The 13,079-nt window shown below is 63.1% G+C and carries 14 protein-coding genes; 6 read left to right on the top strand and 8 right to left on the bottom strand.

Annotated elements, in window-relative coordinates; genetic code table 11:
- Positions 1 to 70: 70 nt before the first annotated feature.
- Positions 71 to 982 carry a LysR substrate-binding domain-containing protein gene (locus tag AC1D0I_RS10610; protein ID WP_477394907.1) on the top strand — a complete coding sequence of 304 codons (912 nt, stop codon included), beginning with the start codon at positions 71 to 73 and terminating at the stop codon, positions 980 to 982.
- Between the two features lie 7 nt (positions 983 to 989).
- On the opposite strand, the gene AC1D0I_RS10605 is transcribed toward AC1D0I_RS10610, so the two are convergent.
- The 3 genes from AC1D0I_RS10605 to uppP form a co-directional block, all read right to left on the bottom strand.
- Positions 990 to 2,096 (bottom strand): glycoside hydrolase family 25 protein, encoded by a 1,107-nt coding sequence (locus AC1D0I_RS10605; RefSeq protein ID WP_477394905.1) that lies wholly within the window; start codon positions 2,094 to 2,096, stop codon positions 990 to 992.
- A 182-nt stretch (positions 2,097 to 2,278) separates the two neighbouring features.
- On the bottom strand, positions 2,279 to 3,067 hold the full coding sequence (locus tag AC1D0I_RS10600; RefSeq protein WP_477394903.1) for a phosphodiester glycosidase family protein: 789 nt from the start codon (positions 3,065 to 3,067) through the stop codon (positions 2,279 to 2,281).
- Between the two features lie 74 nt (positions 3,068 to 3,141).
- Positions 3,142 to 4,014: an undecaprenyl-diphosphatase UppP gene (gene uppP / locus AC1D0I_RS10595; RefSeq protein ID WP_477394901.1), complete on the bottom strand. Its 873-nt coding sequence runs from the start codon at positions 4,012 to 4,014 to the stop codon at positions 3,142 to 3,144.
- Between the two features lie 166 nt (positions 4,015 to 4,180).
- Between uppP and AC1D0I_RS10590 the strand changes: the two genes are divergently transcribed.
- The gene (locus AC1D0I_RS10590) at positions 4,181 to 5,086 is read left to right on the top strand and encodes a hypothetical protein (RefSeq protein WP_477394899.1); all 906 of its coding nucleotides are present in this window, start codon (positions 4,181 to 4,183) and stop codon (positions 5,084 to 5,086) included.
- Between the two features lie 6 nt (positions 5,087 to 5,092).
- Here AC1D0I_RS10590 and AC1D0I_RS10585 read toward each other — a convergent pair whose 3' ends face one another.
- A complete protein-coding gene (locus AC1D0I_RS10585; RefSeq protein ID WP_095085597.1) occupies positions 5,093 to 5,290 on the bottom strand; it encodes a hypothetical protein in 198 nt (65 codons plus the stop codon).
- A gap of 152 nt (positions 5,291 to 5,442) precedes the next feature.
- Entirely contained in the window at positions 5,443 to 5,841 is a 399-nt protein-coding gene (locus AC1D0I_RS10580) for a GFA family protein (protein WP_477394897.1), read from the bottom strand.
- 116 nt (positions 5,842 to 5,957) lie between these two features.
- Here AC1D0I_RS10580 and AC1D0I_RS10575 point away from each other — a divergent pair, with 116 nt between their 5' ends.
- Positions 5,958 to 6,986 carry an isopenicillin N synthase family dioxygenase gene (locus AC1D0I_RS10575; protein WP_477394895.1) on the top strand — a complete coding sequence of 343 codons (1,029 nt, stop codon included), beginning with the start codon at positions 5,958 to 5,960 and terminating at the stop codon, positions 6,984 to 6,986.
- Positions 6,987 to 7,038: 52 nt separating this feature from the next.
- Here AC1D0I_RS10575 and AC1D0I_RS10570 read toward each other — a convergent pair whose 3' ends face one another.
- The 3 genes from AC1D0I_RS10570 to AC1D0I_RS10560 form a co-directional block, all read right to left on the bottom strand.
- Positions 7,039 to 7,995, bottom strand: a complete 957-nt coding sequence (locus AC1D0I_RS10570; RefSeq protein WP_477394893.1) for an alpha/beta fold hydrolase — start codon at positions 7,993 to 7,995, stop codon at positions 7,039 to 7,041.
- Positions 7,996 to 8,022: 27 nt separating this feature from the next.
- Complete coding sequence (locus AC1D0I_RS10565; RefSeq protein ID WP_457154010.1) at positions 8,023 to 8,508, bottom strand: SRPBCC family protein; 486 nt, start codon at positions 8,506 to 8,508, stop codon at positions 8,023 to 8,025.
- Between the two features lie 165 nt (positions 8,509 to 8,673).
- Positions 8,674 to 8,922 carry a ParB N-terminal domain-containing protein gene (locus AC1D0I_RS10560; protein ID WP_477394891.1) on the bottom strand — a complete coding sequence of 83 codons (249 nt, stop codon included), beginning with the start codon at positions 8,920 to 8,922 and terminating at the stop codon, positions 8,674 to 8,676.
- Positions 8,923 to 9,077: 155 nt separating this feature from the next.
- On the opposite strand from AC1D0I_RS10560, the gene AC1D0I_RS10555 reads away from it, so the two are divergent.
- From AC1D0I_RS10555 to kce, 3 genes are read left to right on the top strand one after another with little or no spacing between them, the layout of a single operon-like run.
- Positions 9,078 to 10,721 (top strand): N,N-dimethylformamidase beta subunit family domain-containing protein, encoded by a 1,644-nt coding sequence (locus AC1D0I_RS10555; RefSeq protein WP_477394990.1) that lies wholly within the window; start codon positions 9,078 to 9,080, stop codon positions 10,719 to 10,721.
- A 1-nt stretch (position 10,722) separates the two neighbouring features.
- A complete protein-coding gene (locus tag AC1D0I_RS10550; RefSeq protein ID WP_477394889.1) occupies positions 10,723 to 12,102 on the top strand; it encodes an aminotransferase family protein in 1,380 nt (459 codons plus the stop codon).
- 9 nt (positions 12,103 to 12,111) lie between these two features.
- Positions 12,112 to 13,041, top strand: coding sequence for a 3,5-dioxohexanoate:acetyl-CoA acetone transferase (gene kce, locus AC1D0I_RS10545; protein ID WP_477394887.1), 930 nt, complete (start codon positions 12,112 to 12,114; stop codon positions 13,039 to 13,041).
- Positions 13,042 to 13,079: the final 38 nt, after the last annotated feature.

Raw genomic sequence — 13,079 nt, 5'->3', positions numbered from 1 at the left:
AGTATGCCTGTTCGCGGCCTTGGCTTCCAATCGAACGTCGCGTAGCCTGCATCAGGAGGATTGATGCGTCATGAGTTGGGAGCTACCACCACTGGGTGCCATTCGCGTCTTTGAAGCCGCGGCGCGGCTGGGCAGTTTCACCAAGGCTGCCGAGGAACTCGGCATGACCCAGTCTGCGGCCAGCTATCAGATCAAGGTGCTGGAAGAACGCGCTGGAACGCCGCTTTTCATAAGAAAAACAAGGCAAATCGCTTTGACCGAAGCTGGCCAGCAGTTGGCGCCGCACGCAACGGGCGCATTCTCGGCCCTGGCCGACGCGTGGGTCGCCACAAAGGGTGGAGCGACTGGCGTGCTGTCCGTCACAACCTCGGAAACATTCGCATCGAACTGGCTGGCCGTGTGGCTTGGAACATTCCAGCTGATGCATCCTGATCTCGCCGTGAAGGTGAATACATCGTCCCGGCTGGTCGATTTCACACGCGAGGACATGGATATCGGGATCAGAACCGGCACCGGAAAATGGCCCGGCCTGACGGCTCATTACCTGTTCAAAGCAGACTATACGCCAATGCTCAGCCCGAAACTGGCCGAGAGCGTAGGCGGCATTCGCCACCCCGAGGACCTCTACAAGGTGGCGCTGTGCTGTGCCGACGATCCCTGGTGGAAAATCTGGTTCGAAACAGCCGGCGTACCCTTCGAGCCCGATCGTGTCATGGCCGGACCGAACCTGGGTTCGCAGGCCTACGATGCAATGGCGGCGCTGACCGACCAGGGCGCCGCGATCCTCACCCGCAACATCTACAGCGCCCTGCTGGCAAAGGGCCAGTTGATACAGCCATTTGAAGTGCTGGGATCAGATGGCGACGGCTATTGGCTGGTGCATCTGGAAAGCCGCCGCAACACGCCGAAGATCAAGGTGTTCCGGGACTGGGTGCTGGCCCAGACGGCCGACATACGCGAGCGCGAGGTACGCCGGGCCTGATGGATGATCAGTCAGCGTCGGCGACGGAAATCCGTCCGCCGGCCCAGGCGCGCCATTGCCGTTCGTCGCCGTGGAACACGTTGAGGTCGATGCGACCGGTGACACCATGCGACAGGCCGGAACCGGAATACTGCCAGAACAGCCATTTGCGGTCGGGGTAGACCTTCGACGGGTGGCGCGCCACCGCGCGCACCCAGAACGGATAATCGAGAAATTCGCCCCGGAGATTGTCGCGGTAGAAATCAGGCGCGGTGTAGATGATGGGCCGCTGGCCGTAATGGCGCTCCAGCTTGTCCATGAACACCTGCATCTTTTCCAGCACCTTTTCGCGCGACGGCCGCCGCTTGCAGCTGGATTCGCCGTTCCATTCGACGTCGATCACCGGCGGCAGTGCACCATCCATCTTAGGCACGTTGCGGATGAACCAGTCGGCCTGTTCGCCCGCCGTGCGGCACCAGTAGAAGAAGTGATAGGCGCCGCGCTTCAGGCCGGCGGCGTCGGCATTGCGCCAGTTCTTCATGAACATCGGATCGAGATGGTCGCCGCCATCGGTCGCCTTGATGTAGGCGAAGTTGGCGCCCTGCGCGCGCAGCTTTTCCCAATTGACGTTGCCTTGCCAGCGAGAGACGTCGACGCCATGCACGGCAAGGTGCCGGGGCGAGGACCGACCAAAATTGATCGGCTTGGCATCGCGAAAGCCGTAACGGGTGACCGGCCCGGCGAGCATGGGCGGCGCCGCGCGGCTCAGCAGCCTGGGCGGCGACACGAGCGCAGCCGGCTCGACCGGCGGTTCCGCGCTGTCGGGCAGCGCCGGAAATGACACTGTCTCTTCTTCCGCCAGGCCGAAAGGCCGAGCATTTTCGGCGGCGGCATTGTCGTCTTCCAGACCATTTTCAGGCAGACCATTTTCAGGCTCGGGCGCCCTTTCGGCCCTCGGCGCGCTCCTGGCCATCGCCTTCGGAGCCGCGGCGATCGGCGCGGGCGGCCGTATCACGGAACTGGTGGTTTCGTTCGACGGTTTCTGCAAATCCAGCGCGTCGACGCCGGCCGTCGAGGTACAGCCGGCAAGGCATAGCGATGCGATCAAAAAACTGATGGCGCCCGGAATCCGCATCTGGACCTGTACTCAAAACACAACAGACCGAGGGCAAAACGACAGCCGACGGACAAACCAGATCGAGTTATGAACGAGAAATTACCAATAAAGTTTGAATCAAGTTTTTTTCGAGCGCGCCAGGTCGCAAAATCTGGCTCCCGGTGCGAGCGATCGGCAGGGCAAGCGGGTTGGCAAAGCCGCTAGGATTTCCTGAGGACGCCGATCATCGGCCCGAGATTCCAGTAGTCGTCGTTGCGGCCGATGGCCGGCGCGAACAGGCTCGATATCGTGCCGTCGAGGAAAAGCGCGTTGTCGCAGCCGAGCGCATCGCGGAAAAGACGGGCGAAGGCATGGAAGGTCACCGTGCCGTTCGAAATGGCAAAGACGGCGACGCCGTCCTTCCGCACGCCGACGCCGTCGCGCGTCTTGCGCGAGGTGCTGTCGGCCTGGAATTTCGGATGCAGCTTGCCGTCGATCACCAGCATCGGCCCGGATTGCGTCGCATAGTCGAGCGGCGGTCGCTTTTTCAGGAAGTCCCTTGTGGCGCGGACCGTGGCCTTGCCGTTGCTCATGTAGAAAATGCCGTTCGGCTGCAGGGAAAAATTGCCGCTTCCCGATCCCGTCTTCACCGATGCCATTTCGTTGCCGCGCTCGACATACAGACCGACCGGATCGAGGTCCGGGTGATACATGCCGGCATTGATGGCAAACAGCATGGTGCGCCCGGCCGCCTGCTCCGAGGCATTGAGATTGTGCAGCGATTGAAACGGCTTGCCCGCCGGATCTTTCCAGAACAATTCGATCGAATACCGTTTCGGGTCGACCTCGCAGACGAGGTAGCTGGTCGCCTCAAAGGCAAAGTCGCGGCATGGCGGCAACGAGGCGACCCATTGGCCAAACCCCATGCCGAACGCCGCCACCGACGGCAGCGCACCCTTGGCCAGCATCAGCAGCAGCGGCAGCGATTGCAGGAGGGTCAAAAAATCCATGCGTGTACCGGAATCGAAGTTCAGGAAGATCCGGTAGGGATATAGCCCGTTTCAAGCGATACTGTGAAAGAGCCCTAGGCAAGCCATCCCATCGCCACGCATAGCAGCAGGACGACGCCCAGCACACCGCGATAGATGACGAACGGCCAGGCCGAAAAACGCTCCAGAACGCGCATCAGGCCCCATATGGCGAAGAAGGCGGAAACCGAGGCGACGACCAGTCCGACGATCAGAACCGACCAGCCATGCGCGTCGAGATGGACCTTGTGCAGTTCCCAAAGCTCCTTGAGGCCGGCCAGTGCAATCGCGGGCAGCCCAAGCAGGAACGAGAACCGCGCCGCCTCGGCCCGCTTGAAGCCGAGCCCGAGTGCGGCCGTCAGGGTCGAGCCGGAACGAGAGACGCCTGGAATCAGCGCGCCGACCTGGGCGACGCCGACGAGCAGCGCGTCAGTCAGCGATGCCTCGCCGACGGTGCGCCGGTGACTGGCAAAAATCTCGGCCAGCGCCAGAAGGATCGCCATCACGATACAGGCCCAGCCGATCACCGTCAGGCTGCGCAGCGGCGAGTTGCAGGCGTTGAGCACGCCCGACAGCGCCACGCCGGCGATGACGATCGGGATGGTCGCCAGCACGATCCACAGCGCCAGCCGGAAATGCCGGTCGCCGAAATCACGTCGCGTCAGGGCGTCGAGCGAACCAAACAAGATATCCCTGACATCGCTCCAGAAATAGCTGACCACCGCGGCCAAGGCCGCAAGCTGCATGGCGGCGGAGAAGGCGGAGCCCGGATCCTGCCAGCCGAGTACGGCCGGTACGATGCGCATATGGGCGGTCGAAGAGATCGGCAGCAATTCGGTGATGCCTTGCACCAGGCCGAGGAACGCCACCTTGGCGAATCCCAGCCCGACAAAGCCGGTGTCGACGCCTTGGGTGCAGATGTCTGCCATATCGAGCCTTTCTGTCGAACAATCGTGAGGGGCGATCCCCGCCGAGCCATAGTCTGGCGATCCCCGGAATCCAATTTACGGATTTGTAAGGCGCCGCTTGACAAGCCATGCGGTTATATTAAAATCCGCTAATCTTACACTGTAAGGCATATGACGGAGGAGAGCCATGCAGACCGCCCTGTCAGAATTGCAGCCCCCGCCCGAACCATGCCCGCCTGTCATCGCGATCGAGGATGTCTCGCGCGACCTCAGCCGTATTATCGAGCACGCCGAGGTGAATGCCTGGCTCGACCTCTACGCCGCCGTGCCTGCCGATTTCGCCGCAAGCCAAGGCCTTTCTATAACGGAAGAAGGCGGCCTCGCCTGGACCACCTGCACGACAATCCCGTTCATTCATTTCAACTGCGTGAAGAACTTCGGCGTCGACAGCGCGGCCACCGAAAGCCAGCTCGACGCGCTTCTGGCGCACTACCGCGCCGCCGGCATTTCGCGGCCCTGGTTCTATGTCAATCCGCACACTGAACCATCGCGCCTCAGATGCTGGCTCGAAGCGCGCGGCCTGCAGCGCCAGGGCGGCTGGGAGCGGATTTATCGCGGGGCAGAACCGCTGTCATCCGAGCCGCTCTTCACGGCTGAAGGGGTTTCAGTAGAACGTGTGACGAAAGCATCGGCAAGCGAATGGGCCGGCTTCATCGACAGCCGCTACCGGCTGCCCACCTCACCATGGCTGATGGCGTTGGTCGGCCGGAAGGGCTGGCATCACTACATGGCCAAGCGGGACGGCGCGGTGGTGGCGGTGCGCTCGCTGTTCATCGGGCCCGACGGCGCGGCCTGGAGCGGCATCGACGCGCCGGTGCCCGGCATCATGGCGCCGAGCTTCGATCTCGACGCGGTGCTTGGGGAAGCGCTGGTACGCGACGGGACTGCGGCCGGCGCGAAACTGTTCGTCGCCGACATCGAGGCGCCGCACGAGGAGCGCGACGGCCCTGCCTATCGCAACTATGCACGCATGGGCTTCAAAATCGCCTATTTCCGCAGCCATTACAGCTATTTGCAGGCCAGCTCCAACTGAGCGTACCTAAGTAAGCAGCCATTGCTGGAAACAGCTTTTGGCCACCATATGGGCCGGCGGCACCATGGGCTCGTCGACGGAAGTCCGGCGAACCCGTTCGAGCAGCATGCGCACCTGTTCGGGGCGCACACGATCGCGCTCCATCACAAGCAGGACCATCGGATCGCTCAAAAGCTCGTCCAGGGTGCTGATGCTGTCGTTCATCCGTCGTCTCCTCGAATGCCGTACCCGCGCCCCATAAATAGGGAGACGATGATGGCCCGCCAATGACGCTTTGCCGGCTATCTCGTGTCTCTTTCGATTAAATTTTGTTCATGCTTGCGCTCCCCCTTCGCCCCCCTGGGGGAACGGACAACCTAGCCTGGAGGCGGTGCGCCTTCATACTGCGGCAGGCCATCATCGAGCATCACCCAGGGCTGCTTCGAAGCCGTGAAAATATGCATTTGCGGCTTGAAGGCCGTGGGATCGTCGAGCGAACCGGTGGTGATGCCGATGATGCCGGCGGAATCGCGCCGGGAAAACATCGTCGTGCCACAGCTTGGGCAAAAGCCGCGCTTGAGATCCGGCGAGGTGTTCACCGTCGCCAGCGGCCCCTCGATCGCCACTTCATCGATGCGAAACAGCACGCGTGCGTTGAAGGCGGCGCCAATCACCTTCTGGCACAGCCGGCAGTGGCAGACGCGTTCGTTGATGGGGGCTGCGTCGACGCGATAGCGCACCGCCTTGCACAGGCATCCGCCCTGATATTTGCCCATCGTCCTTGATCCATAGGTGGAGAGAATAGGCGGCAAGGTAATGGCCGGCCCGATTGGGTCAATTGAAAAGCTTTGATACAACGCCATCGCTTATCGTGATGCAGGGACCTGAAGCCATGACACCGGACATCGAAACCATCGGCATTGCGGATCTGTTCGGGCCGCCCTCGCCCGCGCGTGACCGCACCGACGCCAGGATCATGGCCGCAGCTTCGGGGATCGGCTTCATGGCCGTCCGGGACTTTCCCGGCGATGACTGGCTGACGCCGGAAGGAAGGGCACAATTGCTGCGCATCTTCGCGCTCCCCGATACGGAGAAGCAGAAATTGCTGCGCTGGAATTTCGACCGCAGCAAAAGGAACGTCTATCGCGGCTGGTTCCCGCTGCAGCCGGCAGCCGTTTCCTACAAGGAAGGCATCGACATGGGTCCGGACCTTGCCGATCCGGCCGATTCCTCGGTTTTCGACGATCCGTTGTGCGAGCCGACACCCTTGCCGGCCGAAGAGGCCCTGCCCGGCTGGCGCGCGGCGGCAGCGGACTACTACCGCGCCATGGAGACGGTGGGCAACGCGCTGATGCGGTCGATCGCCCGCGGACTTGGCCTGCCGGAAACGACCTTCGACGCCTATTTCGATCATGGCATCTCGACGCTGCGGCTGATCCGTTACCCCTTGCGTGACGCCAATGCCAGCGTCGACACCAGCGGACCGGAGTTTTCGGTGGTGCACAAAGGCGAGACGCGCACAATCATCGGGCGCGAGCATGCCGATTCAGGCTTCGTCACTTTGCTGGCGCAGGACGGCGTGGAAGGTCTGCAAGCAAAGAACCTCACTGGCGAATGGATCGACGTGCCGCCGGCCAACGGCACGCTGGCTGTCAATTTTGGCCAGTTGCTGGAGCGCTGGACCGGCGAGCGTGTCCGTGCGACGCGACACCGGGTGATCGCGCCGAAGACGGCGCGCTTCTCGATCCCGTTCTTCTACGAGCCACGCGTCGACGCGGAGATCGCGCCGCTGCCGCTGGCCGACGCGGAGCCTTTCGAGCCGTTCCTCTACGGCGACCATCTTTGGGAAGCGGCGACGAATTTCGTCGAGATGAGCGGCATCAAGCATCTCAGGCAGCCGCGCCGCGCCAAAGCCTCATAAACAAAACCACCGGCCGCTTCGATCGAGACGGCCGGTGGGAATCGGCAGGCGGTTATTCGGCTTCGCTGACGACCTCGTCCCAGGTCTTCACCTTGGTCTCGCCGTTGAGGAACGGCAATGCGGCAGCGGTCAGTTCGGGGGCGAAGAAGACGTCGTAATGGGTGCGGTTGGGCAGGATCGCCAGGCGGTTCTGCGACAGGTTCTCGCGCATCCAGCCGGCGTCCTTCAGCCCGCCGCCGAGCATCTGGTAGAACTTGATCTCGTGCTCGGGCCTGTACATGTCGCTGTCGCCATAGGCCAGCATGACCGGCATCTTCAGCTTGGCGACGTCGGCGGAGTAATCGTAGTTCTGACGCATGAAGTTGCCGAGCGTGTCGAGGAGCCTCGGGAAATCCTCGGGATGCGGCGCCACCGCGACGTAGGATTTGTACATCGGCGTGTCCTTCATGAAATCGGCCGCCGCCGCGCTGACTTGCGCCTGCTGGCCGCGCATCTCGACGTAGAAACCGTCCGCGGCATAGCCGGTCGAAACCAGCACAAGGCGGCGCACCGTTTCGGGATGCTGGACCGCCATGCGGAAGGCGACGCCTCCGCCCAGCGAATAACCCATGACGTCGACCTTGTCGTAGCCGAGCGCCTTGACGATATCAGCCATGTCGTCACCGATCGCCTCCAGGGCGAATGGCCGGTCGCCGAGTTCCGTGCGGCCATGACCTTGCAGGTCGACGCCGATGACGGTGCGGTTCTCGGCAAGCTTGGGCAGGATCGGGGCGAACATGTCAGTCGTGCCAAGACCGCCATGCAGCAGAAGCAGCGGCTCGCCTTTGCCGTAGACGGCGTAATAGTAGTTCAGGCCGTTGACCGGCAGCAGGCCAGATTTTTCCGGCTTCGGCAGTGGGTTCGTAGCGGTCGTCATGGCGGGTTTTGCCTCCTCTGCATTGGTGGGGCCCGGTGAAGCAAGAAGCGCTGCAGCCGAAGCAAGAATGGCGAAAATCAGGGTTTTGAACATATCGATCTCCTCCTCGTCCCGGCGGTATCAAAGCGTTCTGGCGAGCTCTTCGAGCTGGTCGGTGCACTGGCCCCAGCCCTCGTGAAAGCCCATCTTCTCGTGCTGCTCGCGGTCGGCGACACTCCAGTGCCTGACCCGAGCAATGTAGCGGGTCTTGCCATTGCCCTCGTCCTCGAAGGTCAGCACGCCGGTCATGAACGGCTTCTCCGATGGCTCCCATGCCTTTGTGTAGGCGTCGGTAAAGACGATCTTCCTGCCGGGAACGACTTCGAGGAAAACGCCGGGGTTGGGGAATTCATTGCCGTCGGGGCCTGCCATCACGACAAGGCTCGAGCCGCCGGTGCGCACATCCATTTCGGCGCGCGGCGTCGTCCACGGCTTTGGCGCGAACCACTGCGTCACCAGTTTCGGGTCTGTCCAGCAGCGATAGACGTTCTCGCGCGGCGCATCGATGATGCGGGCCAGAACCAGTTCGCGGTCATTGGCGGGGGCGATGTCGAGCTTGGTGGTCATGATGGGGTCCTTGCATGGTTTGATCTGGCTTCCGTCCCTAGGACGAACGGATGACGCGCAAGTCGACATCGCCAGCGAAAAATTCTGGGCCACCAAAAAATTCTGGGCCAGAGAAAAAATCTGGAGAAATGCGCCTGTTGGATAGAGATCACGAACGAAGGAGCGTCAGTGGCGCTTGGCTTGCACCAGATAGGCGTCGATCTCGGTCTCGCCGAGCCATTTGGCTGCTTCCAGCCGATGCAGGCCTTCGACCAGGATATGGCGCTTGCCGTCATGGCGGACCTGGATCGGCGTTTTCATGCCGTTTTCGAGGATGTCCTCGGCCAGATGCCGGACGGTCTCGGGATGCAGCGTCTTCTTGCGCGCCGCCGGCACGTAGATGTCGTCGACCTTGACCTTCTGGATTCTGAGCATGCCGCCTCCGGTGGCGGAAAACGCCGCCCTTTGTGGAGATAGTCTTTTTGGCCACAGGGGCCAAGGGCGCGGCTAACGAATGCTGGCCCGATGGTTTCCATTTGACGCTTGACCGCCAGATCGCCGAAATGGCGCCTTTGAAACTTCAGGGCTTCATGATCAACCTTCCGACCGAATTCCCCGATTTCGGACTGACGCCGGAGCAGCGCCGCCACGCGGTACGCGGCCATTACTACGAATGGCCTGGGATGGATGGCGAGCGCGGCGAGATCTGGTGCTACAGCGACCGGTTTTCCTATCGCACCGGCGAGACCGTGGCGTTGCATGTCAGTTCGACGGCTCCGGCAGTCAACATGGCGATCGTCCGCGATGGCGGCACCGAGACCAAAGTGTTCGAGAAATCGGGCATCGCGGCGCGCTGGCAGGACAGCCCCGACCAGTGCTCGGCCGAAGGCTGCGGCTGGGAAGCCTCGTTTGAATTCCGCATCGGAGCAGACTGGCCGTCCGGCGCCTATCGCGTGACGCTTGAAGCGGATGGCCGCGACGGCAAGCCGATCCATTGCCATCATCTCTTCATCGTCAGCCCGCAGCCCGGCAAGAAACCCGGCGGCGTGCTGCAGGTGGCGGCGACGGGCACCTGGCTTGCCTACAACACCTGGGGCGGCTCCAACCACTACCAGGGCATCACCGGGCCGGACCGCAATCAGTATTCGCCCATCGTGTCGACACAGCGCCCGTGGTGCCGCGGTTTCGTCGTGCTGCCGAACGATGCGCCGCGTGTGCCGCTGGAAGTCGCCGTACCGCCAAAGACGGTGCCGCGTTATCCACACATGGAATGGGCGCTCGCCACCGGCCATTCGAAGAAGTACGCCTCGTCCGGCTGGGCGAGCTACGACAGCCACTTCTTCCGCTTTGCCGAACGGGCCGGCTATGGCGTCGACCTCGCCAGCCAGCACGATCTGCATTTCTCGCCCGAGATTCTCGACGGCTACGACTGTGCCGTCTTCGTCGGCCATGACGAATACTGGACCTGGGACATGCGCGATGCGGTCGACGCCTATGTCGAGCGCGGCGGCCATGCAGCGCGCTTTGCCGGCAATTTCATGTGGCAGACGCGGCTGGAGGACGAGGGCCGCCGGCAGGTCTGCTACAAATACCGCGCGCGTGCCGAAGACCCCGCCTATCTCCACGGCGGCAACGTCACCCGCGCCACCAATTCCTGGGAAGCGCCGGAAATCGGCCGGCCGGGTTCAGCGACCTTCGGGCTCAACGCGACGCGCGGCGTCTATGCCGGCTGGGGTGGGTGCGCACCAAGGGGCGTGCGTGGTTTTCCGGTCTACCGGCCAGAGCACTGGGCCTTTGCCGGCACCGGCATCTATTATGGCGACCTGCTGGGCGCCGACAGCCATGTCTATGGCTATGAGGTCGATGGGCTCGACTTCGAGATACGCGGCGGCCTGCCCTACCCCACCGCGACCAGCGGTGCTCCCGACGGGTTGCAGGTTCTCGCCGTCGGCATGGCATCCCAGGTCGAGGAAAGTGCCGATATCCCGATAGAGGACCAGTTCCTTAGCGACGAGGATGGCCGCTTCACCGCCGAGACGCTGTTCGGCGAGGCGAGCGACGCCAATCTGGAAAAGGTCAAACGCGGCAACGGCATGATCGTCAATTTCCCGCGCGGCAAGGGTGAGGTGTTCCACGCCGGAAGCTGCGAATGGGTCGCCGGCCTCCTAAGACAAGACCCGATGGTCGAACGCGTCACCAGGAATGTCCTCGATCGCTACCTCAGAAAGTCCTGACATGTCGAAAGTCCAGATCACCGCTCAAGACACCGACGCCCGGCGCCAATCGCATCTGTTTTATCTGTCTAGCCTGCGCCGGCCATTGGTCGACCGCGCCGAGGGCATCTACATCTGGACGCAGGACGGCCGCCGCTTCATCGACGGATCGAGCGGCCCGATGGTTGCCAATATCGGCCATTCCAACCGCAACGTGCTCGACGCCATGAAGCGGCAGATGGACCGCGCCACCTTCGCTTATCGGCTGCATTTCGAAAACGAGCCGGCGGAGGAATTGGCACGGGAACTGGCCGGCAAACTGCCGGAGGGCATGGACCGCATCTTCTTCGTCTCGGGTGGCTCGGAAGCGACGGAGTCCTGCATCAAGCTGGCGCGGCAATGGGCGGTTGCCACCGGCCAGGCCAGCCGCTGGAAGGTGATCACACGCTTCCCTTCCTATCACGGCGGCACGCTGGGTTCGCTCTCGATCACCGGCGACGATGCACTGGCCGAAACATTTGAGCCGATGATGCGGGTCATGCCGACCGTGCCGGCGCCGACGGCGTGGCGCGACCGCGACAACCTTTCGATGGAACAGCGCGGCGTCCGCTATGCCGACATGCTGGAGGAGAAAATCCTGTCCGAAGGCCCTGAGAGCGTGGTCGCCTTCATCATGGAACCGATCGGCGGTGCCGCCACCGCCGCCCTGGTGGCGCCGGACAGCTACTATGCGCGCATTCGCGAGATCTGCGATCGATACGGCATCCTGCTCATCCATGACGAAGTGATGAGCGGCGCCGGCCGCACCGGCAAATTCCTCGGCGGCGACCACTGGAACTGCAAACCCGACCTCATCGCGCTGTCCAAGGGGCTGGGCTCGGGCTACGCGCCGCTCGGCGCGCTGGCCGCACCCATGCGGCTGGTGCAGCCGCTGCTCGCCTCCGGCGGCTTCCAGCACGGCCACACCTACGCCGGCAACCCGCTGGCCTGCGCCGCCGGCCTTGCCGTGCTCGGCGAAATGGACCGGCTCGACCTGATCGCCAATGCCGCTGCCGTGGGCGATGTGCTGATGGACGGGCTGAAGGGGCTGGCCAAGCGATTTCCGTTCATCGCCGACGTGCGCGGTAAGGGCCTGCTCACCGGCGCGGAGATGGTTGCCGATCCCGAGACGCTACGGCCGATCGACCAGAACAAGAAGGCGACGCAACGGCTGCTCGACCTCACCTATGAGCGTGGGCTGATCATCTATGGCCGCAGGGTCAAGGGCGGCGTCGACGGTGACAATTTCATGGTCGCGCCGCCGATGATCGTCACCAGGGAACAGGTCGGCGAGATCGTCGCCATCATCGGCGACTCGCTGGACGTTCTGGCCGCCGAGCTCGACCTGCCGCTCGAAGGCTGAGGGGCAAAGATGGCGCCGCGAAAAGTCATCATCACCTGCGCCATAACAGGCTCGGTGCACACGCCGTCGATGTCGCCCTATCTGCCGGTGACGCCGGACCAGATCGCCACCGAGGCGATCGCGGCCGCCGAAGCCGGGGCCTCGATCCTGCACCTGCACGCCCGCGATCCCGGGGATGGGCGGCCGACCGCCGATCCGGACGTGTTCATGCAGTTCCTCCCGCGCATCAAGCAGGCGACCGACGCGGTGATCAACATCACCACCGGCGGCTCGTCGCTGATGACGCTGGACCAGCGGCTGGCGGCGCCGCTTCGGGCCGAACCCGAAATGTGCTCGCTCAACATGGGCTCGATGAACTTCGCGCTGTTCCCGATGCTCGACAAGCCGAGGGAATGGCAACACGAGTGGGAGCCGAAGCTGCTCGAAGCCACGCGCGACACCATCTTCAAGAACACCTTCGCCGATATGGAGGGCGTGCTTGAGAGGCTGGGCAAGGGCTGCGGTACGCGCTTCGAATTCGAATGCTACGATGTCGGCCACCTCTATTCGCTGGCACATTTCCGCGACCGCGGGCTGGTGTCGGGACCGCTGTTCATCCAGTTCGTGCTGGGCATACTGGGCGGCATCGGTGCTGACCCGGACAACCTCGTCCACATGAAACGGATCGCCGACAAGCTGTTCGGCGACAGCTATCAGTTCTCGGTGCTGGCCGCCGGCCGCAATCAGATGCCACTGATCTCGATTGCCGCGGCGATGGGCGGCAATGTCCGCGTCGGGCTGGAAGACAGCCTCTATGACGGCCGCCAACTGGCGAAGTCCAATGCCGATCAGGTGCGCCGCATCCGTGGCATTCTCGAGGGGCTGTCGCTGGACGTTGCCTCACCCACCGAAGCGCGCGACATGCTGGCGCTCAAGGGCGGCGACCGGGTGGCGTTCTAGGGGTACTGGAGGTCTAGTGGCAAAGGGAGGGCGCTGAT

This window comes from Mesorhizobium sp. P2_D1 (assembly GCF_056404455.1).
This window is presented reverse-complemented; position numbering and strand designations above follow the sequence as displayed.